Annotated in this window: 36 protein-coding genes and 1 pseudogene; 33 read left to right on the top strand and 4 right to left on the bottom strand. The window is 56.3% G+C overall.

From position 1 onward, the window contains the following. The 31 genes and pseudogenes from VLV32_04855 to VLV32_04705 form a co-directional block, all read left to right on the top strand. Nucleotides 1-145: elongation factor Tu (locus tag VLV32_04855; GenBank protein HUL41217.1), on the top strand; the 145-nt coding region annotated here is incomplete at its 5' end. 4 nt (nt 146-149) lie between these two features. Further along, nucleotides 150-458 (top strand): 30S ribosomal protein S10, encoded by a 309-nt coding sequence (gene rpsJ / locus VLV32_04850; protein HUL41216.1) that lies wholly within the window; start codon nt 150-152, stop codon nt 456-458. 82 nt (nt 459-540) lie between these two features. Beyond that, nucleotides 541-1185, top strand: coding sequence for a 50S ribosomal protein L3 (gene rplC, locus VLV32_04845; GenBank protein ID HUL41215.1), 645 nt, complete (start codon nt 541-543; stop codon nt 1183-1185). Further along, nucleotides 1185-1802: a 50S ribosomal protein L4 gene (gene rplD / locus VLV32_04840; protein HUL41214.1), complete on the top strand. Its 618-nt coding sequence runs from the start codon at nt 1185-1187 to the stop codon at nt 1800-1802. The genes rplC and rplD overlap by 1 nt, the downstream gene beginning before the upstream one ends. Beyond that, nucleotides 1799-2125: a 50S ribosomal protein L23 gene (gene rplW / locus VLV32_04835; protein ID HUL41213.1), complete on the top strand. Its 327-nt coding sequence runs from the start codon at nt 1799-1801 to the stop codon at nt 2123-2125. Before rplD ends, rplW begins: the two co-directional genes overlap by 4 nt. After that, nucleotides 2125-2967, top strand: a complete 843-nt coding sequence (rplB, locus tag VLV32_04830) for a 50S ribosomal protein L2 (protein HUL41212.1) — start codon at nt 2125-2127, stop codon at nt 2965-2967. The genes rplW and rplB overlap by 1 nt, the downstream gene beginning before the upstream one ends. Before the next feature lie 9 nt (nt 2968-2976). After that, nucleotides 2977-3240: pseudogene (rpsS, locus tag VLV32_04825) on the top strand (30S ribosomal protein S19). A 90-nt stretch (nt 3241-3330) separates the two neighbouring features. Continuing rightward, the gene (rplV, locus tag VLV32_04820; protein ID HUL41211.1) at nt 3331-3663 is read left to right on the top strand and encodes a 50S ribosomal protein L22; all 333 of its coding nucleotides are present in this window, start codon (nt 3331-3333) and stop codon (nt 3661-3663) included. Nucleotides 3664-3672: 9 nt separating this feature from the next. Continuing rightward, entirely contained in the window at nt 3673-4629 is a 957-nt protein-coding gene (gene rpsC / locus VLV32_04815) for a 30S ribosomal protein S3 (protein ID HUL41210.1), read from the top strand. A gap of 15 nt (nt 4630-4644) precedes the next feature. Next, nucleotides 4645-5058: a 50S ribosomal protein L16 gene (rplP, locus tag VLV32_04810; GenBank protein ID HUL41209.1), complete on the top strand. Its 414-nt coding sequence runs from the start codon at nt 4645-4647 to the stop codon at nt 5056-5058. 3 nt (nt 5059-5061) lie between these two features. Continuing rightward, a complete protein-coding gene (gene rpmC, locus VLV32_04805) occupies nt 5062-5256 on the top strand; it encodes a 50S ribosomal protein L29 (protein ID HUL41208.1) in 195 nt (64 codons plus the stop codon). Beyond that, nucleotides 5253-5513, top strand: a complete 261-nt coding sequence (rpsQ, locus tag VLV32_04800) for a 30S ribosomal protein S17 (GenBank protein HUL41207.1) — start codon at nt 5253-5255, stop codon at nt 5511-5513. The genes rpmC and rpsQ overlap by 4 nt, the downstream gene beginning before the upstream one ends. A 145-nt stretch (nt 5514-5658) precedes the next feature. Next, nucleotides 5659-6027, top strand: a complete 369-nt coding sequence (rplN, locus tag VLV32_04795; GenBank protein ID HUL41206.1) for a 50S ribosomal protein L14 — start codon at nt 5659-5661, stop codon at nt 6025-6027. 11 nt (nt 6028-6038) lie between these two features. Continuing rightward, nucleotides 6039-6356 (top strand): 50S ribosomal protein L24, encoded by a 318-nt coding sequence (gene rplX / locus VLV32_04790; protein ID HUL41205.1) that lies wholly within the window; start codon nt 6039-6041, stop codon nt 6354-6356. Between the two features lie 15 nt (nt 6357-6371). After that, on the top strand, nt 6372-6911 hold the full coding sequence (gene rplE / locus VLV32_04785) for a 50S ribosomal protein L5 (GenBank protein HUL41204.1): 540 nt from the start codon (nt 6372-6374) through the stop codon (nt 6909-6911). A gap of 8 nt (nt 6912-6919) precedes the next feature. Then, the gene (gene rpsN, locus VLV32_04780) at nt 6920-7225 is read left to right on the top strand and encodes a 30S ribosomal protein S14 (GenBank protein ID HUL41203.1); all 306 of its coding nucleotides are present in this window, start codon (nt 6920-6922) and stop codon (nt 7223-7225) included. A gap of 280 nt (nt 7226-7505) precedes the next feature. Further along, a complete protein-coding gene (gene rpsH / locus VLV32_04775; GenBank protein ID HUL41202.1) occupies nt 7506-7901 on the top strand; it encodes a 30S ribosomal protein S8 in 396 nt (131 codons plus the stop codon). A 20-nt stretch (nt 7902-7921) separates the two neighbouring features. Next, entirely contained in the window at nt 7922-8455 is a 534-nt protein-coding gene (rplF, locus tag VLV32_04770) for a 50S ribosomal protein L6 (GenBank protein ID HUL41201.1), read from the top strand. Nucleotides 8456-8461: 6 nt separating this feature from the next. Continuing rightward, nucleotides 8462-8818, top strand: coding sequence for a 50S ribosomal protein L18 (gene rplR / locus VLV32_04765; protein ID HUL41200.1), 357 nt, complete (start codon nt 8462-8464; stop codon nt 8816-8818). A gap of 11 nt (nt 8819-8829) precedes the next feature. Then, nucleotides 8830-9339: a 30S ribosomal protein S5 gene (rpsE, locus tag VLV32_04760; GenBank protein HUL41199.1), complete on the top strand. Its 510-nt coding sequence runs from the start codon at nt 8830-8832 to the stop codon at nt 9337-9339. Nucleotides 9340-9341: 2 nt separating this feature from the next. Continuing rightward, nucleotides 9342-9536 carry a 50S ribosomal protein L30 gene (gene rpmD, locus VLV32_04755; GenBank protein HUL41198.1) on the top strand — a complete coding sequence of 65 codons (195 nt, stop codon included), beginning with the start codon at nt 9342-9344 and terminating at the stop codon, nt 9534-9536. Next, a complete protein-coding gene (rplO, locus tag VLV32_04750; GenBank protein HUL41197.1) occupies nt 9537-9980 on the top strand; it encodes a 50S ribosomal protein L15 in 444 nt (147 codons plus the stop codon). Beyond that, the gene (gene secY, locus VLV32_04745; GenBank protein ID HUL41196.1) at nt 9981-11306 is read left to right on the top strand and encodes a preprotein translocase subunit SecY; all 1326 of its coding nucleotides are present in this window, start codon (nt 9981-9983) and stop codon (nt 11304-11306) included. A gap of 13 nt (nt 11307-11319) precedes the next feature. Further along, entirely contained in the window at nt 11320-11538 is a 219-nt protein-coding gene (infA, locus tag VLV32_04740; protein HUL41195.1) for a translation initiation factor IF-1, read from the top strand. Between the two features lie 15 nt (nt 11539-11553). Beyond that, nucleotides 11554-11667, top strand: coding sequence for a 50S ribosomal protein L36 (gene rpmJ, locus VLV32_04735; GenBank protein HUL41194.1), 114 nt, complete (start codon nt 11554-11556; stop codon nt 11665-11667). Between the two features lie 64 nt (nt 11668-11731). Beyond that, nucleotides 11732-12124 (top strand): 30S ribosomal protein S13, encoded by a 393-nt coding sequence (gene rpsM, locus VLV32_04730; protein HUL41193.1) that lies wholly within the window; start codon nt 11732-11734, stop codon nt 12122-12124. Between the two features lie 14 nt (nt 12125-12138). Next, a complete protein-coding gene (gene rpsK / locus VLV32_04725) occupies nt 12139-12531 on the top strand; it encodes a 30S ribosomal protein S11 (GenBank protein HUL41192.1) in 393 nt (130 codons plus the stop codon). A 13-nt stretch (nt 12532-12544) separates the two neighbouring features. Continuing rightward, the gene (gene rpsD, locus VLV32_04720) at nt 12545-13171 is read left to right on the top strand and encodes a 30S ribosomal protein S4 (protein HUL41191.1); all 627 of its coding nucleotides are present in this window, start codon (nt 12545-12547) and stop codon (nt 13169-13171) included. 37 nt (nt 13172-13208) lie between these two features. Beyond that, nucleotides 13209-14189, top strand: a complete 981-nt coding sequence (gene rpoA / locus VLV32_04715; protein ID HUL41190.1) for a DNA-directed RNA polymerase subunit alpha — start codon at nt 13209-13211, stop codon at nt 14187-14189. A 6-nt stretch (nt 14190-14195) separates the two neighbouring features. Beyond that, on the top strand, nt 14196-14594 hold the full coding sequence (gene rplQ / locus VLV32_04710) for a 50S ribosomal protein L17 (protein ID HUL41189.1): 399 nt from the start codon (nt 14196-14198) through the stop codon (nt 14592-14594). Between the two features lie 156 nt (nt 14595-14750). Continuing rightward, on the top strand, nt 14751-15479 hold the full coding sequence (locus tag VLV32_04705; protein HUL41188.1) for an SAM-dependent chlorinase/fluorinase: 729 nt from the start codon (nt 14751-14753) through the stop codon (nt 15477-15479). Nucleotides 15480-15512: 33 nt separating this feature from the next. On the opposite strand, the gene nhaA is transcribed toward VLV32_04705, so the two are convergent. Further along, nucleotides 15513-16712 (bottom strand): Na+/H+ antiporter NhaA, encoded by a 1200-nt coding sequence (nhaA, locus tag VLV32_04700; GenBank protein HUL41187.1) that lies wholly within the window; start codon nt 16710-16712, stop codon nt 15513-15515. A gap of 128 nt (nt 16713-16840) precedes the next feature. On the opposite strand from nhaA, the gene VLV32_04695 reads away from it, so the two are divergent. After that, nucleotides 16841-17395 carry a DUF488 domain-containing protein gene (locus VLV32_04695; GenBank protein ID HUL41186.1) on the top strand — a complete coding sequence of 185 codons (555 nt, stop codon included), beginning with the start codon at nt 16841-16843 and terminating at the stop codon, nt 17393-17395. 46 nt (nt 17396-17441) lie between these two features. Here the strand turns inward: VLV32_04695 and VLV32_04690 are convergent, their stop codons facing one another. From VLV32_04690 to VLV32_04680, 3 genes are read right to left on the bottom strand one after another with little or no spacing between them, the layout of a single operon-like run. Further along, nucleotides 17442-19103, bottom strand: coding sequence for a DUF2339 domain-containing protein (locus VLV32_04690; protein HUL41185.1), 1662 nt, complete (start codon nt 19101-19103; stop codon nt 17442-17444). 37 nt (nt 19104-19140) lie between these two features. Then, a complete protein-coding gene (locus VLV32_04685; protein HUL41184.1) occupies nt 19141-20421 on the bottom strand; it encodes a glycerate kinase in 1281 nt (426 codons plus the stop codon). A 2-nt stretch (nt 20422-20423) separates the two neighbouring features. Then, nucleotides 20424-21284: an NADP-dependent methylenetetrahydromethanopterin/methylenetetrahydrofolate dehydrogenase gene (locus tag VLV32_04680; GenBank protein ID HUL41183.1), complete on the bottom strand. Its 861-nt coding sequence runs from the start codon at nt 21282-21284 to the stop codon at nt 20424-20426. Nucleotides 21285-21534: 250 nt separating this feature from the next. Between VLV32_04680 and VLV32_04675 the strand changes: the two genes are divergently transcribed. Then, complete coding sequence (locus tag VLV32_04675; GenBank protein ID HUL41182.1) at nt 21535-22167, top strand: cyclodeaminase/cyclohydrolase family protein; 633 nt, start codon at nt 21535-21537, stop codon at nt 22165-22167. The last annotated feature ends 43 nt before the right edge of the window (nt 22168-22210 follow it).

Raw genomic sequence — 22210 nt, 5'->3', positions numbered from 1 at the left:
CACCGAGATGGTGATGCCGGGGGACAATGTGACGGTGACGGTGGCGCTCATTGCCCCGATTGCCATGGAAGAGGGCTTGCGTTTCGCCATCCGCGAAGGCGGCCGCACCGTGGGCGCCGGCGTGGTCGCGAAGATAATCGAATAACGTCATGCAAAGCCAAAAAATACGCATTCGCCTGAAGGCTTTTGATTACCGCCTGATCGACCAGTCGGCGCTGGAAATTGTCGAGACTGCGAAACGCACCGGGGCGGTGGTAAAAGGACCCGTGCCTCTGCCCACGCGCATCGAACGCTTTGACGTGCTGCGTTCTCCGCATGCCGACAAGACCTCCCGTGACCAATTCGAAATTCGCACTCATTTACGCTTGATGGACATCGTTGATCCTACCGACAAAACGGTGGACGCGCTGATGAAGCTGGATTTGCCCGCGGGCGTCGATGTGGAGATTAAGTTGTAGAACGTGAAACGTGAAAGGTTAGCGTCGTTTCACGATTAAAGAACTGCCGGTCACGCAACCGGCGCCTTACAAGGTGAAGAAAATGAGTTTAGGACTGGTTGGTCGCAAGATTGGAATGACCCGCATTTTTACCGATGACGGCGAGACGCTGCCGGTTACAGTGCTGGATGTTTCAAACAACCGCGTTACCCAGATTAAAACGCCCGAGACCGACGGCTATGCCGCGGTGCAAGTCACCTACGGCAAGCGCCGCGCGGTTCGCGTCAACAAGCCCGCGGCTGGACATTTTGCCAAAGCGGCGGTGGAAGCAGGCGGCGGCCTCAGGGAATTCAGAGTTGCCCAGGAAGAACTTGCCAACCTGAAGGTGGGCGCGGCCATCGGCGTGGATATTTTCAAAGTCGGACAGAAAGTCGACGTCAGCGGTACCAGCAAGGGTAAGGGTTTTGCCGGAGTGATTAAGCGGCATCATTTCAAATCAAACCGCGCAAGCCACGGCAACTCGGTTTCCCACAATAAACCGGGATCGACAGGCCAGGCGCAGGACCCGGGACGCGTTTTTCCGGGAAAGCGCATGCCTGGACAATTGGGCAATGTGAAGCGCACCGCGCTCAATCTGGAAGTACTGCGAATTGATGCCGAACGTCAGCTGTTGCTGGTCAAGGGCGCGCTGCCTGGAGCCAACGGCGGCGACGTGATCGTGCGGCCGGCAGTGAAAGCGGGAAGATAATGGAACTTAAGCTGATCAAAGAAAAAGGCAAGCCGTCCACCATCGAGGCTTCTGACGTCCTGTTCGGGCGCGAATTTAACGAGGCACTGGTGCATCAGGTGGTGACCGCTTACCTCGCCAATGCCAGAGCCGGGACGCGCGCGCAGAAAGGGCGCAGCGACGTTGCCAAGTCGACGCGCAAGCCATGGCGCCAGAAGGGCACGGGTCGTGCACGCGCCGGAATGGCATCCAGCCCGCTATGGCGCGGGGGCGGCAAGATTTTTCCCAATCTGCCCGACGAAAATTTCAGCCAGAAAGTAAATAAAAAAATGTACCGCGCCGGAATGTGCTCGATTTTGTCGCAGCTGGCGCGCGAAGGCCGCCTTTCGGTCGTCGAGGATTTCAGCGTGCAGGCGCCAAAGACCAAGCTCCTGGTGCAGAAATTAAAAAGCATGGGGTTTGAAAACGTGATGATCATTACCGACAACTTGGATGAGAATCTCTACTTGTCATCGCGCAACTTGCCAAATATATGCGTGATCAAGCCCGGCCAAACCGACCCCGTGAGCCTGATTCGCTTCCACAACGTACTGATGACCAAAGGCGCGGTACAAAAAATCGAGGAGCTGCTGACATGAGCGCTCTCAACCGGGAACGGTTGATGCGAATTATCCTCGCGCCGCAGGTTTCCGAAAAAAGCACGCGCCTGGGGGACAAGCACGGGCAAGTCGTAATACGCGTGCTGCCGGACGCAACCAAAACGGAGATCAAGGCTGCGATCGAGTTTTTGTTCAGCTCCAAGGACAAGAAGGTCGAAGTGCTGTCGGTGCAGGTGGCGAACATGAGGGGCAAAGCCAAGCGCTTCGGAAGTTACACAGGGCGCCGCAACAACTGGAAGAAAGCCTACGTGTGCCTGAAACCCGGCCACGACATCAATTTCGCGGCAGCGGAGAATAAATAATGGCTCTGGTCAAGGTAAAACCCACGTCACCCGGGCGCCGCGCCGTAGTCAAGCTGGTGAGCCGGGAATTACACAAAGGGGCGCCATATGCGCCGTTGGTTGAACGCCAGGCGAAACGTGCGGGTCGCAATAACTGGGGTCATGTCACGACGCGCCATCAAGGCGGCGGCCACAAGCAGCATTACCGGAAAGTCGATTTCCGCCGCGACAAGGATGGTGTCGTGGCCAAAGTGGAGCGTCTGGAATACGACCCGAACCGCAGCGCGCGGCTTGCGCTGCTATGTTATGCCGACGGCGAGCGCCGTTATATCATTGCGCCCAAGGGAGTAACCGCAGGCGCGCAACTGGTGAACGGGCCTGAAGCGCCGATCAAGAGTGGCAATGCGCTTCCGCTCAGGAATATTCCGGTCGGCACCATCGTGCATTGCGTGGAGATGCTGCCGGGCAAAGGCGCGCAGCTGGCGCGCGCGGCCGGTACCTCAGTGCAACTGCTGGCGCGCGAGGGTAGCTACGCGCAGCTGCGCCTGCGTTCAGGAGAAATTCGCAGAGTGCATATCGAATGTCGCGCTACTATCGGCGAAGTCGGTAACGAGGAAAATTCGCTGCGTTCCATCGGCAAAGCAGGCGCGCAGCGCTGGCGCGGGATAAGACCGACAGTGCGCGGCGTGGCGATGAATCCGATCGATCACCCGCACGGCGGCGGCGAAGGCAAAACCGCTGCCGGACAACCTCCGGTAAGTCCGTGGGGCACGCAAACCAAGGGCTACAAGACGCGTCGCAACAAGCGAACTGCGGCAATGATTATAAGTCGGCGCCATGCAGTTAAAGGATCCAAAGGCTAAAGCAAAACCATGTCACGCTCCGTCAAAAAAGGACCGTTTGTGGATATCCACCTCATGAAAAAAGTGGACGCGGCGCGTGCGACCAATGACAAGCGGCCGATCAAAACCTGGTCGCGGCGCTCCACCGTGCTGCCGGATTTCGTGGGCCTCACGTTTGCGGTGCATAACGGCAAGCAACACGTTCCGGTATACGTCACCGAAAACATGGTGGGACACAAGCTCGGCGAGTTTTCCCACACCCGCATTTTCAAGGGCCATTCAGCCGAGAGGAAAACCTCTGAACTTGAAGAAGCGGGAAGAGAGCCGGCGAAAGAAGCAGCGAAAGAACCGGCGAAAGAAGCGGAGAAAAAATAGGAGAACTCGATGCAAACGTCCGCCGTATTGCGAAGTGTGCGTCTGTCAGCGCAAAAAGGGCGGCTGGTAGCGGACCAGATTCGCGGCTTGCCGGTGGACAAGGCGCTTAACATCCTTGCATTCAGCCCCAAGAAAGGCGCCGGGATTATCAGGAAAGTTCTGGAATCGGCGATCGCCAATGCCGAGCACAACGACGGGGCGGACATCGACGAGCTCAAAGTTACCACCATCTACGTCGAACGCGGGCCGAGCGTCAAACGGTTCGCAGCGCGCGCCAAGGGCCGCGGCTACCGCATTACCAAGCCTAGCTGCCACATTTATGTGACGGTAGGTGATAAATAAGGGAGCATCATGGGACAGAAGATTCATCCAACCGGTTTTCGCCTCTCCGTGCTCCGTAACTGGAGCTCGCGCTGGTACGCGAACAGCAAGCATTTTCCGGAAATGCTGAACGAGGACATTAAAGTGCGCGAGTTTCTGAGAAACAAGCTGAGCCACGCGGCTGTCGGAAAAGTGGTCATAGAGCGGCCCGCGAAGAACGCCCGGATAACGGTTTACAGTGCGAGGCCCGGGGTCGTTATCGGGAAAAAAGGCGAGGACATCGAGTCTCTGAAAGTTGAGTTGCAAAAGCTAATGAACATCCCGGTGCACGTTAATATAGAGGAAATCCGCAAACCCGAGCTGGACGCGCAGCTGATCGCCGAGAGCATCGCTCAGCAACTGCAAAAGCGAATCATGTTCCGGCGCGCCATGAAGCGTGCGATCACCAATGCCATGCGCCTGGGCGCGCAGGGCATCAAAATCGCAAGCTCGGGCAGGCTTAACGGGATTGAAATCGCGCGCAGTGAATGGTATCGCGAAGGTCGGGTGCCTCTGCACAGCTTGCGCGCCGACATTGATTACGGCTTTGCCGAAGCCAAAACCACCTACGGCGTGATCGGCATCAAGGTGTGGGTATTCAAGGGCGAATTGATGGGGCAAACCGAGCAGCCGCAGGTTGCACCGCCTCTGGAAATGGAAAGGAAGATCAAGTCTCAACCCCAACGCAGTGAAATCGAAGCCAAGGTTGAGGCACCGCGCGAACTTGAACCCAAGCCGACGCTCAAGCCAAGTGAGCCCAAAGTCAAGCCGGCAGAGATCGTGAGAGCCAAGGCCAAGCCCAGGCGTGAAGCCGAGGCCAAGCGCAAAGTTCAAGTCGAAATCAAAGGCAAGACCAAACCACGTGCTGCGCCTAAAGCCAAAGCGGCAAGCGCGACGACCGAGAGCAAGTCCAAAACTACACGCGGCGCGAGCAAAGCAAAAAAGTGAAGCCAGGAGCGATAGATGCTGCAGCCCGCTAGAACCAAATACCGCAAACAGCAGAAAGGCCGCAATACCGGCGTGGCCACGCGCGGCAATAAGGTAAGCTTTGGCGAATACGGCCTGAAAGCGGTTACGCGCGGCCGCCTGACGTCGCGTCAAATCGAGTCGGCGCGCCGCGCCATGACGCATTTTATCAAACGCGGCGGGCGCATCTGGATCCGTATTTTTCCCGACAAGCCCGTTTCGCAAAAACCGGCTGAAGTACGCATGGGTAACGGCAAGGGCACCCCGGAGTATTTCGTCGCTGAAATTCAGCCCGGCAAAGTGTTGTATGAAATGGATGGTGTGAACGAAGAATCGGCGCGCGAGGCGTTCCGCCTGGCAGCGGCCAAGTTGCCGATATTGACGACATTTGTGATGCGACAAATGGGGTAGACGGTGAAAATCAGCGAATTAAGAAGTTTGCAGGAAGCGGAACTTAAGCAGGAGCTGGCGGATCTGCTTAAGGCGCAATTCGGCCTGCGCATGCAAAAGGCGACACAACAGCTCGCGAATTTCAGCCAATTGCGCAAAGTACGCAGGGATATTGCCCGCGTACAAACCGTGCTTACTGAAAAGGCGCGACGGCCATGAGCGAAGCATCCAAACGCACACTGAGCGGACGTGTGGTCAGCGACAAAATGGATAAAACCGTAACGGTACTGGTCGAGCGCAAGGTACGGCACCCCTTGTACGGCAAAATCGTCACCCGTTCCAAGAAGTACCATGCGCACGACGACAAGAACGAGTTCCACGAGGGCGATATCGTGCTGATCGAAGAATGCCGGCCGATTTCCAAAACCAAGGCTTGGCGGGTGAGCAAGCTGATCGAGAAAGCACGTGTCATTTGATTTGCTTTGGGAGTTGATGACCTTTATAATTCACGGTCTTTCGATGCACGTGTTATAGAGCCTAGCGTTTCTTGCCTGACGGGATCCAAGACTGACCGTCAACTCGAGTAAGTATTGGCGGGTTAAGTTGGAGATATGAACCAAAATGATTCAAATGCAGACAGTGCTGGACGTCGCGGACAACACGGGCGCACGTTCCGTCATGTGCATCAAGGTGCTCGGCGGATCGAAGCGCCGTTATGCCGGCATCGGCGACGTTATCAAAGTGAGCGTCAAGGAGGCGGTACCGCGTGGGCGAGTCAAGAAAGGTGAAATCTATCATGCGGTGGTCGTGCGCACCGCGAAAGGAGTTCGCCGCGTGGACGGATCTCTCATCAAATTTGACGGCAACGCGGCGGTGCTGCTGAGCCCCAAACTGGAGCCGATTGGAACGCGGATTTTCGGCCCGGTGACGCGCGAGCTGCGCACCGAGCGCTTCATGAAAATAGTGTCTTTGGCTCCGGAAGTATTGTAAGGAAGTAATTCATGCGCAGAATCAGGAAAGGCGACAATGTTATCGTGACTACCGGCAAGGATAAAGGCCGGCGCGGCTCGGTGTTGCGCATGGTCGATGCCGAGCATGTGCTGGTGGAAGGGATCAACAAGGTAAAAAAGCATCAGAAACCCAATCCCACGAAAAACAACCCCGGCGGTATTGTCGACAAGGAACTGCCGATTCATATTTCCAACGTCATGCTATTTAATCCCGCCACGCAGAAGGCCGACCGTGTCGGCGTTAAAGTACTGGATGACGGGCGCCGGGTGCGTTATTTCAAGTCCAACGGCGAAATGGTCGACGCCTGAAAAAAGTAGACAGACATGCCCCGCTTGCAAGCGCTCTACCGGAACACAGCAGTCAAACAGTTGATGAAACAGTTTGGCTATAAAACGGCGATGCAAGTGCCGCGCATCAGCAAAATCACGCTGAATATGGGTGTAGGAGAAGCGGTCGCGGATAAGAAGGTTATGGATAACGCGGTTGCAGACCTGCAAAAAATTTCCGGACAAAAGCCGGTCGTCACCAAATCCCGCAAATCCATTGCCGTGTTCAAGATCCGCAGGGGCTATCCAGTTGGGTGCATGGTTACGCTGCGGGACAAGCGTATGTATGAATTTCTCGACCGTCTGGTGTCGATTGCTATTCCGCGCATTCGCGACTTTCGCGGACTCTCGGCCAAATCGTTCGACGGTCGTGGCAACTACAACATGGGCGTCAAGGAGCAGATCATATTTCCGGAGATCGAGTACGACAAAATTGACGCGCTGCGCGGCCTGAACATCACCATTACCACTACCGCCAAGACTGACGAAGAAGCACGCGCGCTTCTCGCCGCATTCAATTTTCCGTTCAAGAGTTGAGGTTCTGCATGGCAAAAACAGCGTTGATTAACCGTGACCGCAAGCGCCGCGCCGTGGTCAAGAAATTTGCCGCGAAGCGCGCGGAATTGCTGTCCATCATCCGCAACACCAAAGTGAGCGATGACGACCGGCATGAGGCGCGGCAGAAATTGCAGCAACTCCCGCGCAACGCCAGTCCGGTGCGGCTTAGAAATCGTTGTTCGCTAACCGGGCGGCCGCGCGGCGTGTATCGCAAGTTCGGGCTGGGCCGGAACAAGTTTCGGGAAATCGCCATGCGCGGCGAAATTCCGGGCATCATCAAAGCCAGTTGGTAGCCATGGAACCTCTAATTAAGTCACACGTGACCGCGACGGTTGGCTGGGCCTTGACCCAGACGCGAAGCGAGGAGCGACGTGTGCTTGACCGTACACCAGCGACGAGCAACAAAGTATGGGGCGAGGCCAAGCCCCGTCCCTTCGGGTTGCGGCGAAATGTGGCGATGGCAGCGTTGCTCAGGCTTGCGTTACTACGGGGTAGGGCTGCGCCATCGCGCCTCGCCCTCATCCCCATTTCGCCAGCAACTCGGTACATGCGAGACTTAATTAGAGGTTCCCTATGAGTATGAGCGACCCTATCTCCGATATGCTAACGTGCATCCGCAATGCCCAACTCGCGGAAAAAACCAACGTGGCAATTCCGTCGTCGCGGCTGAAAGTGGCGATTGCGCAGGTGCTCAAGGAAGAAGGTTATGTCGAAGATTTTGCGGTGCGCGAGCTGCAGGGAAAAACGCAGCTTGAGATCGGCCTGAAATACTATGCGGGACGGCCGGTGATTGAAAAAATAGAGCGCGTGAGCCGACCGGGCTTGCGCATTTACAAAGCCAATCGCGATATTCCGAAAGTGATGAACGGCATGGGAATTGCCATTATTTCCACTCCCAAAGGAGTGATGACCGACCGCAAGGCGCGAGCTGCCGGCATGGGCGGCGAAGTGCTGTGTATCGTCGCGTAACGGAATATATCGGAGTACATATGTCGCGCATAGGCAAAAACCCGGTGGTGGTGCCAACAGGAGTCGAAGTTACCTTGTCACCCGGCGAAATAGTAGTGAAAGGCCCGCTGGGAACTCTCAAGCAGCGCCTCAATGGGGATGTTAATGTTGAGCGCGAGGGCGATAAACTGATATTCAAGGTCGCCAACGAAACGCAGCAGGCCAATGTCATGTCCGGCACGCTGCGTGCATTGCTTGCCAACATGATTCACGGAGTGACCAAGGGATTCGAGAAAAAGCTCAGTTTGGTCGGCGTAGGTTTCCGGGCTCAAGCGCAGGGCGATAAACTTAATTTGGCCGTCGGCTACGCGCACCCGGTGGTGCATCAGATGCCGAAGGGCATCAAGGTCGAAACGCCCTCGCAGACCGATATTGTGATTAAGGGCGCAGACAAACAGCTGGTGGGTCAAATGGCTGCAGAAGTGCGAGCGTACCGCAAGCCGGAACCGTACAAGGGCAAAGGCGTGCGCTACGTCGATGAAGTGGTAATCCTGAAAGAAACCAAGAAGAAGTAGACCAACATGGATGAAAAGAAACAGGCGCGCCTGCGCCGTTCACGCAAAACCCGCAACAAGATTGCGGAGCTCAAGGCCTTGCGCTTGATGGTGCACCGTACCAACCACCATATTTACGCACAGGTGGCCGACGCCAGCGGCGCCAAAATCCTGGTGGCGGCCTCAACACTCGAGCCCGAAGTCCGCAAGAAAGTTAAATATGGCGGTAACGTCAAAGCGGCGTCAGCGGTGGGCAAGCGCATCGCGGAAAAGGCCAAGAAGCAGGGCATTGTGAGTGTAGCCTTTGATCGTTCCGGGTTCAAGTTTCATGGGCGTGTCAAAGCCCTGGCGGACGGAGCGCGCGAGCACGGCCTGAAATTCTAGCGGAGCATATTATGGCGAAAGGGCAACAGGGACCACAGCGCAGCGACGGCCTGAGAGAGAAAATGGTCGCGGTGAACCGCGTCACCAAAGTGGTTAAAGGCGGTCGCGTTCTGGGCTTTGCCGCGCTCACCGTGGTGGGCGATGGCGATGGCGGGGTCGGCATGGGCAAGGGCAAGGCTCGCGAGGTGCCGGTGGCGGTGCAAAAAGCCATGGACGAGGCGCGGCGCAAAATGATAAAGGTCACCCTTAAGAACGGCACACTGCAACACACGGTGGTGGGCAAGCACGGCTCGGCGACGGTGTACATGCAGCCCGCATGTGAAGGCACCGGAATCATTGCCGGCGGACCGATGCGCGCGATTTTCGAAGTGATGGGAGTCAGTAATGTGCTTGCGAAATGCATCGGCTCAACCAATCCCTACAATGTGGTGCGCGCCACCCTCAACGGTTTGCAAGCGATGTACACGCCTTCCGAAGTTGCGGCGAAACGCGGCAAAACCGTGGAACAAATTTTGGAGTAAACATGGTCAAACGAAAGCAGGCCGCGAAAATAAAAGTGACTTTGACGAAGAGCATTATCAATACCAGTGAATCGCATCGGGCCACGGTGCGCGGTTTGGGGTTGCGCCGCCTCCATCACTCGGTTGAGCTGGAAGACACCCCGGCGGTGCGCGGCATGATCAACAAAGTGGGCTACCTGGTCAAATGCGAGGAATGAATGGAGCTTAACGCTATTAAACCTTCTGTCGGCAGCAAGCGTGCCAGGCGCCGTGTCGGTCGCGGACCGGGCTCGGGGCTGGGCAAGACAGCGGGACGCGGTCACAAAGGGCAACGAGCGCGTTCCGGCGGTTTTCACAAAACTGGTTTTGAGGGGGGGCAAATGCCATTGCAGCGCCGCCTTCCGAAGCGCGGTTTTGTTTCGCCAAGCAAACTGCGTACTGCGCAAGTGCGACTGTCAGAATTGAACATGCTGGAAGTTAAAGAAATTGACATCGTGGCGCTGAAACAGGCGGGCATTGTCCCGGCGACGGCACGGGCAGCTAAAGTCATGCTTTCGGGCAAAATCACGCGCGCTGTCAAAATGAAGGGCGTGGGCGTCAGCAAAGGCGCCCGCGCCGCGATCGAAGCCGCCGGCGGCAGCATTGAAGCCGCGAAAGGATAAATGGCCACCAACAATTCAGTGCTCGGGATGTACGGCAAGATGGGGGACTTGAAGAAGCGCCTCCTGTTCTTGTTAGGCGCCATGGTAGTCTACCGCATCGGGGCGCACATCCCAGTACCCGGCATAGATCCGGCGCATCTGGCAGATCTGTTCCGCTCGCAGCAGGGTGGAATACTCGGAATGTTCAACGTATTTTCGGGCGGCGCGCTATTGCGCTTTACCATATTTGCGCTGGGCATACTTCCTTACATCTCATCGTCGATCATCATGCAGTTGATGACCGTGGTCTCGCCGCAGCTTGAAGCTTTGAAAAAAGAGGGCGAATCGGGGCGCCGCAAAATTACCCAGTACACCCGTTATGGCACGGTGTTCCTGGCGATGTTCCAGGGCATGGGCATCGCAATTGCGTTGGAATCGCAGCCGGGGCTGGTGCTTGAGCCGGGAATAATGTTTCGCGTAACCACCATGATAACGCTGATGACCGGCACCCTGTTTTTAATGTGGCTGGGCGAACAGATCACGGAACGCGGCATCGGCAACGGCATCTCGCTCATCATTTTCGCGGGTATTGTGTCCGGGCTGCCGCACGCGGTAGCCGGGACACTGGAACTGGCGCGCACCGGGGCGTTTCCCATTCCCTTGGTGCTGCTGTTATTCGTTGGGGTCATCACCATTACCGGCGTAGTGGTGTTCGTGGAGCGCGGGCAGCGCAAGATACTGGTAAATTACGCCAAGCGCCAGGTCGGACGAAAGATTTATGGCGGCCAAAGCTCGCACCTGCCGCTAAAGCTGAATATGTCGGGCGTTATTCCGCCGATTTTTGCGTCAAGCATTATTTTGTTTCCCGCGACTCTCGCGGGCTGGTTCGGCAGCAGCGAGCACCTGTCCTGGCTTAAAGATATCGGGGCGACGTTGCATCCGGGCGAGCCCATTTATGTTTTTCTATATGCCTCAGCGATCATTTTTTTCTGTTTTTTCTACACGGCATTGGTGTTTAATCCCCGCGAAACGGCGGACAATTTGAAAAAAAGCGGCGCTTTCGTGCCGGGCATCCGGCCCGGCGAGCAGACCGGGCGTTTTATTGAGCACATCATGATGCGGCTGACGCTGGCCGGAGCGCTTTACGTAACTCTGGTGTGCCTGCTGCCGGAATTTCTGATCGTGAAATGGAGCGTGCCGTTTTATTTCGGCGGGACATCGTTGTTGATCGTGGTCGTCGTGACCATGGATTTCATGGCGCAGGTGCAGGCCTACATCATGTCGCATCAGTATGAGAGTCTACTGAAAAAAGCCAATTTCAAGGGGAGCGGTTTGCCGGCAAGATAAAGCCGGGATAAGCATGGCTAAGGAAGAGACCATACAGATGCAGGGGGAAATTTTGGAAACTCTCCCCAACGCCACATTCCGCGTGAAACTTGAGAATGGACATGTTGTGCTAGGACATATTTCCGGGAAGATGCGCATGCACTACATTCGCATCCTGCCCGGCGACAAAGTAACGGTGGAACTTACCCCATACGATCTGACTCGGGCCCGCATCGTGTTTCGGGCCAAGTAAGGGAAAGGAAACGAGATGAAAGTTAGGACTTCGGTTAAAAAAATGTGCCGCAAATGCAAGGTCATCCGGCGCAAGCGCGTGGTGCGCGTAATTTGTGTGGATCCGCGCCATAGGCAACGCCAGGGTTAGTGTGGTCGATTGAATCGTTTGAACAATATCCTTATAATTAACAGTTTTTATTTTTAGGAACAGCATGGCCCGCATCGCCGGCGTAAATATTCCGAATCAGCAGCACGCAGAGATCGCGCTTACCGCGATTTACGGTGTTGGGCGCTCACGGGCGCGCAAAATATGCGCTTCAGCGGGCGTCAATATTTCAGCAAAAATTAAAGATTTGTCCGATGGGGAAATGGACAAACTTCGCGAGCAAGTAAGCAAATTCACCGTGGAAGGCGATCTGCGCCGCGAGGTTTCCATGAACATCAAGCGTCTGATCGACCTTGGCTGCTACCGTGGGCAACGGCATCGCCGCGGGCTGCCGGTGCGCGGCCAGCGCACTCGCACCAACGCGCGTACGCGCAAAGGCCCGCGCAAGGCAGTTCGGCTCGCCAAGGCGCCAACCACCAGCATAACCGGAAAGACCTAATACAAGGACAGTGCATGGTCACCAAGCCCAACGTGAGAGTTCGCAAAAAGGCCAAGAAAAACGTGGCGGAAGGAATCGCTCATATTCACGCCTCGTTCAACAACACTATCGTCACCATTACCGACCGCCAAGGCAACACCTTGGCCTGGGCGACTTCGGGTGCCGCCGGGTTTAAAGGCTCGCGCAAGAGTACGCCTTTTGCAGCGCAGGTGGCCGCGGAGCAGGCGGGTCGCGCAGCCCAGGAGTGCGGGGTGAAAAATCTCGAAGTACGCATCAAGGGGCCCGGACCGGGACGCGAATCAGCGGTACGCGCTCTCAACGCAGTGGGTTTCAAAATTACCAGCATTTCCGACGTCACGCCGGTACCGCATAATGGCTGCCGCCCGCCAAAACGGCGCCGCATCTGATTGAGGAAAACGTATGGCGCGAAATCTTGATGCTAAATGCCGACAGTGCCGCCGCGAAGGCGAGAAGCTGTTTCTAAAAGGCGAGAAGTGTTTTACCGATAAATGTTCAATTGAGCGCAGAAGCTATCCTCCGGGCTTGCACGGCCAGAAAAACGTGCGCCTTTCGGGTTATGCAGTGCAATTGCGCGAGAAACAAAAACTGCGCCGTATCTACGGCTTGCTGGAGAAGCAGTTTCGCAATACCTACCAGGACGCCGACCGCCGCAAAGGCATCACCGGCGAAACGCTGTTACAGATGCTAGAGTCGCGGCTGGATACGGTTTCCTTCCGCATGGGCTTTGGTGCGTCGCGTTCCGAGGCGCGCCAGATCGTGCGTCACAACGGCATTCTGGTAAACGGTAAGCGGGTCAACATCCCGTCCTATCAGGTGCGTCCTGGAGACGTGATCGAAGTGGCGGGAAAAGCCAAAGAACATTTGCGCATCAAGGCTTCAGTAGAGGCAGCGGAAGCGCGCGGCTTTCCGGAGTGGCTTGAAGTTGACAGCAAAACCAGGAAAGGCGTGTTCAAAGCCCAGCCGCAACGCTCTGAGCTGCCGTCTACGATCAACGAGAGTTTAGTAGTCGAGTTGTATTCGAAGTAATCAGGTTTTCCACTGGCAATCAAGAGGGGTTTTAGCCATGCAAAGCAGTGCTTTTCTCAAGCCGCGTATCATCGACGTGCAAACTATTTCACCCATGCATGCCAAAGTGACCATGGAGCCGTTCGAGCGCGGCTACGGGCACACCCTCGGCAATGCACTGCGGCGCATCCTGCTTTCCTCGATGCCGGGGTTTGCGCCCACTGAAGTGACCATTAGCGGCGTGCTGCATGAATACTCGGCATTGGACGGGGTACAGGAAGACGTGGTCGATATTCTACTTAACCTGAAGGGCATCGTGCTCAAACTGCACAATCGCCAGGAGGCGCTGCTTACTCTGAAAAAGAGCGGCGAAGGCGTGGTCACCGCCGGCGATATCGAGGGCGGGCACGATGTGGAAATCATCAACCCTGAACACGTCATTGCGCATTTGACGGCGGGTGGCAAGCTCGACATGCAGATTAAAGTTGAAATGGGACGCGGCTATGTCGCCGGCACCATGCGCCAATCTCCGGAGGAAAAGCGCAAGATCGGCAACATTGTTCTGGACGCTTCGTTCAGCCCGGTGCGGCGCGTAAGCTACGCGGTAGAGAGCGCGCGCGTCGAGCAACGCACCGATTTGGACAAGCTGGTGATGGATATTGAAACCAACGGAGTGATAGATCCGGAAGAAGCGATTCGCTATGCGGCACGAATTCTAGTTGATCAGCTGTCGGTGTTTGCTGATCTAAAGGGCACCACATTGGAAGTAGAACAGCCTAAAGCCCCGCAGGTGGACCCGATCTTATTGCGCCCGGTGGACGATCTGGAACTTACCGTGCGCTCAGCGAATTGCTTGAAGGCGGAAAACATTTATTACATAGGGGATCTTATCCAGCGCAGCGAGACTGAATTGCTGAAGACCCCGAATCTCGGTCGCAAATCTCTCAACGAAATCAAGGACGTTCTGGCATCGCGCGGGCTGACCCTCGGTATGAAGCTGGAAAACTGGCCGCCCGCAGGGCTGGAAAGCAAAGGATAATCTTTCATGCGCCACCGCCAAGGATCCAGAAAACTCAATCGAACAACCAGCCATCGTTTGGCGATGCTGCGCAACATGACCAATTCCTTGCTGCGTTTTGAGACCATCAAGACCACGCTGCCCAAGGCCAAAGAGCTGCGCCGTGTCGCCGAGCCTTTGATCACGCTGGGCAAGAAACCTTCGCTTGCCAATAGGCGTCTGGCGTATAACCGCCTGCGTGACCGCGAAATCGTCGCCAAACTCTTCAACGAACTCGGCCCGCGCTACGCCAAACGCAATGGCGGTTACTTGCGGATTCTTAAATTCGGCTTCCGCAACGGGGATAACGCACCCATGGCCCTGGTGCAGCTCATGGACCGCCCAGAGCCGAAGGAAGAAGCCAAAGCCAAAGCCGCCAAGAGCTGACGGTATCGAAAGCAAAGTTTTTACCGGGTCCTTCCGCCAGGCTTTTTTTATTCGTTTCTGCCGCGCGGACGGGGGAAAAACCTCGGCGGCTCCATCGTTCATTAAGTCGGCTTTGCCATCGGGGTTTCCGCCCTGAAAGGCTTAGAATCACGTCCTATGATCATCCTCTTTACCGACTTTGGTAGCGCCAGCCTGTATGTGGGGCAGGTGAAAAACGTGCTCTACCAACATGCACCCCGCGTGAAACATATAGATTTGCTGCATGACGCGCCGGTGTTCAACATAAAATCGAGCGCGCACCTGCTTGCGGCGCTGGCGCCTGAATTTCCACCGCAGAGCGTATTTTTCGCCGTCGTGGACCCCGGGGTCGGGGGCGCGCGCGGGGCAGTGGTCGTTGCGGCAGATGGAAGATGGTTTGTCGGGCCCGATAACGGCCTGCTCTCAATCATTGCGGCAAGAGCGGAGGAAACGAAGCTCTGGCGCATCCACTGGCGTCCGCGAAAACTCTCGCACACCTTTCACGGCCGTGACCTGTTTGCTCCGATAGCCGCGCTGGTGGCAGCCCGGAAATTCCCGCGCGACAAATTGGAAGAAATTACTTCGCTGCAGGTGCAGCTCGAGGCGCAGGATTTGGCGGAGATCGTTTACCTCGATCGTTACGGCAACGCCATGACCGGCCTGCGTGCCAAATCGCTTAAGTTTGACAGCCAATTCCTGGTGCATGGCGGGCGCTTGAGACGCGCCACGATATTTGCGGATGTTCCGAGCGGAACGCCGTTTTGGTATGAAAACTGTGTGGGCCTGGCGGAAATAGCTGTAAGCTCCGGCAACGCAGCGCGCGAACTGGATTTGAAAATTGGCGATGCGGTTGAACTGGTGAAATAATCGAGGTGTTCGGTTTGCTGCGGCCCATTGCAGCTACGGGGCGTCTGATCTTCGCGCAAAAAAACGCAGCACAAGATAGCCGGTAATTGCCGACAAAAGGGACCCCGCCAATACCCCGAGGCGAACCCCGGTCGCATACTCGGGGGCGTCTTCAAATGCGAGTGTGCCGATGAAAAAGCTCATGGTAAATCCCACTCCGCAGATCAGTGCAATTCCCGACATCTCGGACCAGCGGGTGCCGCTGGGAAGCGTTGCCAAGCCGGCCGCAACGGCGATTGCGGTGGCAAGAAGTACACCGCCCAATTTGCCGAGAAATAATCCGGCAGCAATGCCAAGCGGCACTGGATCAAGCAGACTGCCCAGCGTCAGCCCGTGAAATGATATGCCGGCATTGGCAAACGCGAACGCGGGAAGCACTCCGTACGCGACCCAGGGATGCAACCGATGTTCGAATTGGCGCAACAGGGATTGATCTTCGCTGCGACGGGTCCTGAGTGGAATAAAAAGCGCCAGGACCACTCCCGCAAGGGTCGCATGAATACCGGATTTGAGAACCGCCACCCAGAGAGCGATTCCCACAATCACGTAGGGCCCCGGACGGTTAATATCCTTATTGTTGAGCACGAGCAGGATGAGCGCGGCAATTCCCGCGACCACCAGCGACAGCGATGACAGTTCTCCCGAATAGTAGATAGCGATGATGATGATTGCGCCCAGGTCGTCAAAAATAGCTACGGTGAGCAAGAAAATCTTCAGGGCAGGCGACACGCGGTTGCCGAGCAAACCGAGCACCCCGACTGCAAATGCGATGTCGGTTGCCGAGGGAATCGCCCAGCCGGCCAGAGTGACCGGGTTCCCCCAATTCAAGTAAACGTAGATACCCGCGGGAGCTGCCATTCCGCCCAAGGCGGCCAATGCGGGCAGAACGATTTGCGATGGTCGGGAGAGTTCCCCCTCCAGCACCTCGCGCTTCAGCTCCAAACCGACAAGAAAGAAAAAGATCGCCATGAGCCCGTCGTTGATCCAAAGCAGCAGCGGCTTACTCAGCTCAATTGGGCCGGCTCGTACGCTTAGAGGCGTCTGCAAAAATGCGGAATAATAGTCATGCAGCGGCGAATTAACCAGGATCATAGCGAGCACGGCCGTGGCCAAGAGCAGAATTCCGCCGGCTGATTGCAGGCGCAGAAACTCCACCACCGCCTTCCCGGAAAATATCTGCGTAAACATCTTCATGTTGCAATATCCGATTTGTAATGGGCCCAGGTAGCAGCATTGTAATCCATCGTAACTCCTGATTCGCCTGCGCTGTGCTCGCGATGCAAAAGGTATACTCGCACCATGGAGGCAAACAGAAAGTCCCGATGACTCAACAGTCACTCACAATCTGGACCATCGGTCACGGCAATCGCGCCACCTGCGAGTTGATGCAAATGCTCAAAGAAGCCGGCGTAGAGTGCCTGGTGGATGTGAGAAGCTATCCCGGCTCGCGCAAGCATCCGCATTTTGCGCGCGCCAGCCTTGAGTCTGCGCTGCCGGCGCAGGATTTGAAATATGTCTGGGATGGCGTTGCCTTGGGCGGATTTCGCAAGCCCAAATCCGATTCACGCCATGTTGGACTGCGCAGCGATGGTTTCCGGGGTTATGCGGATTACATGGAATCGACGGCATTCCAATCGGGAATTTGTGCCCTTATCTTGCGCGCGCTGAAAAGCAGAACTGCCATTATGTGCGCCGAGCGTCTGCCTTGGCGCTGTCACCGCTCGTTGATTTCAGACTACCTCGTGACGCAAGGTGTTACGGTGATACATTTGATCGCGCCCGGAAAAACCCAAAGCCACAAATTGAACCCAGTGGCAAACGTTTCAGACGGCGGGCTGGTTTATGACCAAATTGCACAAATGCGATTTGAAGTTTGACACTGCCGGGAAACAAATCGTGTTTTAATGCGAGGACTGGTACAGATTAGGTTTTAATATTCTTGTGCTCGCCGCCCATCAGCCGTTGATACAACAATCCCCCGAGATAAAAGGTAATGCCCAACAGAACCAGGCTGACTATACGCAGCACCGGCGCGGCGCCTGCCAAATCGTAAAGCAATACCTTGCTACCGGCCGCGGCAAATATCAATAACGACGACTGCGCCATGATGCGATCGCGCTGCATCAGAGACAGGCTCAAACAAGCCAATGCCAAGAAACCCCAGGCAGTGGACACCACGATTCGCTCGTGAAGCAAGTGAACGGCCGCTGCCATGAGGCTGATATGACCGCCGTACAGCAGGAGCAAAAGCACATTGCGTAATGCCTCTTTATTGCGGCCAAAATAATAGCCGGCGTACAGGCCCAGCGCGTAGAGGATCGCCAATACCTCCCGTGCAGGAACTGCTTGCACATCGGTATTGAACACGATGCGCAGATAATTCACCGCAAAGATGATGCCCACCGCCAGCCACACCGGCCAGCGCAGAAAGCCCGTCCCGCTGCGCGAGATTCCAATGATCGCAGTCGCAGGCATAAGCAGGAAAGCCACCCACGGTGCCCAGCTTTTGGGTACTGATTCGATGTAACCGGCATGAAACAGCACCAGCGCAATATAGGCTGAGACAAGCAGCTCACCGCCAGGCAGGGGCCGCTGCAGAACGGCGCGGGCGGAGCCGTAGAACGCTGCCAGCGCCAACGCGCTGCCCGCGGCAATCCACGGTGCATAGGTCGGCAGATGTTTGCTTAGCAGCGCGTATTGCAAAAAATAGAAAATCAGCAGAGCCGGAAGGTGAGCCAGCGCGGCATCGCGGTCCAGCGGCATTCGATTGCGAATTGAAAATAAAACAGTGGCGGCAGCAAAAATGATGAACTGTACCGTTTGGAAAGCAAGCGCCGGCACCCATTCCGCGGCGGCTTTGTCCTGCCAAATGACATCGAAACCGATCAATGCAAAATAAACGGCCAGCAAATAGATCAGTCTCCGGCCGACCCAAATGGAGTAGACGCTGAAAACAATGCTCCAAGCCGAGAAGTAGATGACCAGCTCGGTGATAGTGGCGCTCAGGCTCGATAGCAGAAAAGGCGCCGAATACGAGCCAATCACCGCGAACATCGCGTAAAGCTCGCTGGCAAATACTCGACACAACCAGAGTGATACGATAGATACAATTACTACGGCCGCGGCAGCCGAAACGGGTTCAATCAATCCGTAATGCAAGTGCGCACCGTAGATCGAAAGAAAAAGAATTACCACCCCTCCCGCCGGCAGCAGCCCCGCGTAGCGACGATCGGTGTTGCGCAGCATTAACCCCGCGCCGATCAACAGCACTCCACCAAGCACCGCAATTGTTATTTGCCGAAGCGGGGTGAGCCAGCCTGTGTCGATCGCCAAGCGGATGAGATACGCTGCTGCCAGCACCAGAGCGGTCGACCCCACCCATCCCAGCATGCTGGTCACCGAAGACGCATTCTTGTCGGAAGCAGATTTGCTCGTGGCGGCGGTTGCCTTGGACGCTTCGGTTGGCGCCGCCGCTTTCCCGCCAACCAAACCTTTCTGTTCTGCCACGCGCAGCAGCTTTGCCTCGAGTCGGTTGAGGCGATCTTCTATCTGACCAAAACGTCGCTCGAGTTCGTCGTTTTCCATTTTAACCTCGGCGCTGCCAAACGCTGCGCTGCTGCGACTATCGAATGAGGAGCACGCGGAAATCGTTTACATTGGTCCGAGTCGCGCCGGTGACGACTAGATCGTGCAACGGCTTGAAAAAATTGTAGCTATCATTATTCAGGAGCAATTTCTCCGCATTTAAGCCGAGTTTGCGGGCGCGCTGCAAAGTGTCGGGTGTAATCAGTGCGCCGGCATTGTCACCGGTCCCGTCCGAGCCATCGGTGCCGCAAGAAAGCGCGTGAACATTTTTCACGCCGTTCAAATCTATAGCCAGCGAGAGAAGAAACTCGGTATTGCGCCCCCCGCGACCGTTGCCGCGCACGGTCACCGTTGTTTCCCCGCCCGAAATCAGCGCCACGGCAGGTTTCCAGGGTTCGCCGTATTTAACAATTTGACGCGCCAATCCCCCGAACACTTTGGCGACCTCGCGCGCTTCGCCGGTTATGGTGTCGCCCAGAACACATGTCTTGATGCCTTGCATGCGGAAATATTTTGCCGCCGCGAGCAATGAATTATGCGCCGTCGCAATCACACGGTTCTCAACCTTGCGAAACGCCGCGTTGCCTGACTTTGGTGTTTCCTCGAGTTTACCTTCCTGGCCTCTACGCAGTATTTCCACAGCCGCATCCGGCGCTTTGACTTGATAGCGGGAAATGATTCCCAATGCGTCACTGTATGTCGTGGGATCAGGCGCACATGGACCCGAGGCAATGTGAGTCGGATTATCGCCGGTAACGTCGGAAATGATCAGCGCGACCACCGGCGCCTTGCTGGCAGCAGCGAGTCTTCCACCCTGAATGGCTGACAAGTGCTTGCGCACGGTATTGATTTCCTGAATCGTCGCGCCGCAGAGCAGTAATTGCCGGGTTACGGCCTTCAGGTCCGCCATGCTGACGCCCGGAACCGGCAGGGAGAGGAGACTCGAGCCGCCGCCGCTGATGAGAGCAAGCAGCAGATCGTCAGGTCCCAGTTTTTTGACTTCCTCAAAAATTTCTCTTGCGGCCGCTTCGCCGCTGGCATCCGGAATCGGATGGCCTGCTTCGATGATTTTGATATACCGGGTAGGAAGGCCGTGACCATAACGGGTGATGACCAAGCCGGAAAGCGGCTCGTTTTCAGGCCAATCTTTTTCCACGGCGGACGCCATGGATGCGGCGGCTTTGCCTGCTCCTACAACCAGCGTGCGGCCCTTAGGCGGCTTGGGCAGATGGCGCGGGACGATTTGCAGAGGATCAGCAGCGGCGAGCGCTGCTTGGAAGCTGCCCAGCAAAAGCTTGCGCGGCGCGATTGAAGGCATGTTTACTGCGCCATGCTCTTGGCGATGGCGTAGATTTCCTCGGCGTCGAAGATTTGGTTGTCGCTTTCGAACAGCCTGCCGATACAAGCGCGGTGCACCTGCAGTTTCAATCCGCCGAAACCGATTGCGCCGTACACCGTTTTGCCATAGCGATTCGCTGCCTTGTCCATCATGTCCACACCCGCGATTCCCAGGGGAGGCGTAGCATTGGCGTCCGCCATCAATTCAATGGCGGGAATGCTCTGCCATTGGCTTTGTTCCAGCAATTGCGCACCGGCCGCACCAGCGCCAAACACCACGTGAGCGTCTTTGAGTGCCGCGGCTCGCGCGGCATTATCAATAGCTTCAATCGGGCTGACGCTGACGCCGAAGCGCTCCTGGATCTGCTTGCAGGCATTTTCCGCCCGTTCGCGTTTTCTTGAAGTGAGCGATACCCGCGCACCCTCCTTAGCCAACAGCGCCGCGGCGCGCATTCCGACTGGGCCGGTGCCCGCCAGCACAACCGCATTCTTTCCGGCAACCGAGCCGGAACGGGTGAGCATGGCTACGCCGGCAGCAGCAGTGGTATTTGAGCCGTTGCTGTCGAGCATGACCGAGACGCGAAAATTGGCGAAGAACTTTTTCTTGACCGCCTTAAGCAGTTCCTGTCCCGCCCCCATGTTGCCGCCGCCGATAAAAATTGCGGTATATTTCTTCTCCTTGGGGGCACGCGTAAAAATCGTGCCGTCCACGAGAACGCCCACATTCTGCGGTGTAACATTGCCGTATCCGGTAACATGATCGGCGCCGCCGTCGTATGCGACTACGGTGTCAAACGCGCTGGGGTAGGGGTCGGTATCAAACTGGAACAGTAGTTTTTTCATTGTTGGACCGTCAGATTGAAGCGGATAGTCTACCATTTCTTTTTTAACAGGGGACCTCTGAGTAAAACTTTGCCCACCGCGTTACAAGTAAAATGTGGATGGACGCAACAGGCGACCGATGGTCGGGACGATGAAGCCCGGACTCGCGATGCGCTGGCGGGGCTCCACTGCGCCGGCGCTTTGCCGGAAAGCCATTGTCGCAAGCGTGTGTTATTCAATCGAAGGCTCACGATAAGGGAAAGGACATGCTGTGATCAAGGACGATTCCATACAGAAATTTCTCGACGAGCTTGCAAGCTCAAACTCCACGCCCGGGGGCGGCAGTGCCGCGGCGGTCATGGGAGCAATGGGTGCGGCGCTGGTGAGCATGGTGTGCAATCTCACCATCGGCAAAAAAAATTACGGCCACGTAGAGGCGGAAATGCGTGACCTGCTCGGACAGTCCGAGAATCTGCGCGCCAGGTTGATCCGAATGATCAATGACGACGTGCACGCATTTGACCAGGTGATGGCCGCTTACGGCCTGCCGAAAAACACTGATGAAGAAAAAACCCGGCGCACTGCGGCGATTCAGGATGCGCTAAAGCGCGCGACCCAGGTGCCTTTGCATTGCGCCAAGACCTGCTTCGAGGTCATGCAGTTATCCAAACGAGCCGCGGACCAGGGCAATGTCAACGTCGTGAGCGACGCGGGGGTTGCAGTGCTTGCGGCTTGCGCCGGGCTCAGGAGCGCAGCGCTCAACGTCTACGTGAACACGGCCGCAATTAAGGATGAAACATTCAACCTGCAAAAGCGTGCTGAGCTCGATGAAGTACTCGCGCATGCCGACAGTTTTACCAATAGCGTCTACGAGCTGGTGAAAGGCAAACTCATGGGGCACTAGGGAACCTCTGATTAATCCTGCGCAGATGGGACCAAATCAGAGT

The organism is Burkholderiales bacterium, from assembly GCA_035518095.1.
GTDB lineage: Bacteria > Pseudomonadota > Gammaproteobacteria > Burkholderiales > JAHFRG01 > JAHFRG01.
The sequence above is the reverse complement of the archived record's forward strand: the minus strand, read 5'-3'. Positions and strand labels throughout refer to the sequence as shown.

What these genes read in the sequence shown, in the direction of transcription:
- rpsJ (HUL41216.1), top strand. Translation starts at nt 150, where the DNA reads ATGCAAAGCCAAAAAATACGCATTCGCCTGAAGGCTTTTGATTACCGC.
- rplC (HUL41215.1), top strand. Translation starts at nt 541, where the DNA reads ATGAGTTTAGGACTGGTTGGTCGCAAGATTGGAATGACCCGCATTTTT.
- rplD (HUL41214.1), top strand. Translation starts at nt 1,185, where the DNA reads ATGGAACTTAAGCTGATCAAAGAAAAAGGCAAGCCGTCCACCATCGAG.
- rplW (HUL41213.1), top strand. Translation starts at nt 1,799, where the DNA reads ATGAGCGCTCTCAACCGGGAACGGTTGATGCGAATTATCCTCGCGCCG.
- rplB (HUL41212.1), top strand. Translation starts at nt 2,125, where the DNA reads ATGGCTCTGGTCAAGGTAAAACCCACGTCACCCGGGCGCCGCGCCGTA.
- rplV (HUL41211.1), top strand. Translation starts at nt 3,331, where the DNA reads ATGCAAACGTCCGCCGTATTGCGAAGTGTGCGTCTGTCAGCGCAAAAA.
- rpsC (HUL41210.1), top strand. Translation starts at nt 3,673, where the DNA reads ATGGGACAGAAGATTCATCCAACCGGTTTTCGCCTCTCCGTGCTCCGT.
- rplP (HUL41209.1), top strand. Translation starts at nt 4,645, where the DNA reads ATGCTGCAGCCCGCTAGAACCAAATACCGCAAACAGCAGAAAGGCCGC.
- rpsQ (HUL41207.1), top strand. Translation starts at nt 5,253, where the DNA reads ATGAGCGAAGCATCCAAACGCACACTGAGCGGACGTGTGGTCAGCGAC.
- rplN (HUL41206.1), top strand. Translation starts at nt 5,659, where the DNA reads ATGATTCAAATGCAGACAGTGCTGGACGTCGCGGACAACACGGGCGCA.
- rplX (HUL41205.1), top strand. Translation starts at nt 6,039, where the DNA reads ATGCGCAGAATCAGGAAAGGCGACAATGTTATCGTGACTACCGGCAAG.
- rplE (HUL41204.1), top strand. Translation starts at nt 6,372, where the DNA reads ATGCCCCGCTTGCAAGCGCTCTACCGGAACACAGCAGTCAAACAGTTG.
- rpsN (HUL41203.1), top strand. Translation starts at nt 6,920, where the DNA reads ATGGCAAAAACAGCGTTGATTAACCGTGACCGCAAGCGCCGCGCCGTG.
- rpsH (HUL41202.1), top strand. Translation starts at nt 7,506, where the DNA reads ATGAGTATGAGCGACCCTATCTCCGATATGCTAACGTGCATCCGCAAT.
- rplF (HUL41201.1), top strand. Translation starts at nt 7,922, where the DNA reads ATGTCGCGCATAGGCAAAAACCCGGTGGTGGTGCCAACAGGAGTCGAA.
- rplR (HUL41200.1), top strand. Translation starts at nt 8,462, where the DNA reads ATGGATGAAAAGAAACAGGCGCGCCTGCGCCGTTCACGCAAAACCCGC.
- rpsE (HUL41199.1), top strand. Translation starts at nt 8,830, where the DNA reads ATGGCGAAAGGGCAACAGGGACCACAGCGCAGCGACGGCCTGAGAGAG.
- rpmD (HUL41198.1), top strand. Translation starts at nt 9,342, where the DNA reads ATGGTCAAACGAAAGCAGGCCGCGAAAATAAAAGTGACTTTGACGAAG.
- rplO (HUL41197.1), top strand. Translation starts at nt 9,537, where the DNA reads ATGGAGCTTAACGCTATTAAACCTTCTGTCGGCAGCAAGCGTGCCAGG.
- secY (HUL41196.1), top strand. Translation starts at nt 9,981, where the DNA reads ATGGCCACCAACAATTCAGTGCTCGGGATGTACGGCAAGATGGGGGAC.
- infA (HUL41195.1), top strand. Translation starts at nt 11,320, where the DNA reads ATGGCTAAGGAAGAGACCATACAGATGCAGGGGGAAATTTTGGAAACT.
- rpmJ (HUL41194.1), top strand. Translation starts at nt 11,554, where the DNA reads ATGAAAGTTAGGACTTCGGTTAAAAAAATGTGCCGCAAATGCAAGGTC.
- rpsM (HUL41193.1), top strand. Translation starts at nt 11,732, where the DNA reads ATGGCCCGCATCGCCGGCGTAAATATTCCGAATCAGCAGCACGCAGAG.
- rpsK (HUL41192.1), top strand. Translation starts at nt 12,139, where the DNA reads ATGGTCACCAAGCCCAACGTGAGAGTTCGCAAAAAGGCCAAGAAAAAC.
- rpsD (HUL41191.1), top strand. Translation starts at nt 12,545, where the DNA reads ATGGCGCGAAATCTTGATGCTAAATGCCGACAGTGCCGCCGCGAAGGC.
- rpoA (HUL41190.1), top strand. Translation starts at nt 13,209, where the DNA reads ATGCAAAGCAGTGCTTTTCTCAAGCCGCGTATCATCGACGTGCAAACT.
- rplQ (HUL41189.1), top strand. Translation starts at nt 14,196, where the DNA reads ATGCGCCACCGCCAAGGATCCAGAAAACTCAATCGAACAACCAGCCAT.
- VLV32_04705 (HUL41188.1), top strand. Translation starts at nt 14,751, where the DNA reads ATGATCATCCTCTTTACCGACTTTGGTAGCGCCAGCCTGTATGTGGGG.
- nhaA (HUL41187.1), bottom strand. Translation starts at nt 16,712, where the DNA reads ATGAAGATGTTTACGCAGATATTTTCCGGGAAGGCGGTGGTGGAGTTT.
- VLV32_04695 (HUL41186.1), top strand. Translation starts at nt 16,841, where the DNA reads ATGACTCAACAGTCACTCACAATCTGGACCATCGGTCACGGCAATCGC.
- VLV32_04690 (HUL41185.1), bottom strand. Translation starts at nt 19,103, where the DNA reads ATGGAAAACGACGAACTCGAGCGACGTTTTGGTCAGATAGAAGATCGC.
- VLV32_04685 (HUL41184.1), bottom strand. Translation starts at nt 20,421, where the DNA reads ATGCCTTCAATCGCGCCGCGCAAGCTTTTGCTGGGCAGCTTCCAAGCA.
- VLV32_04680 (HUL41183.1), bottom strand. Translation starts at nt 21,284, where the DNA reads ATGAAAAAACTACTGTTCCAGTTTGATACCGACCCCTACCCCAGCGCG.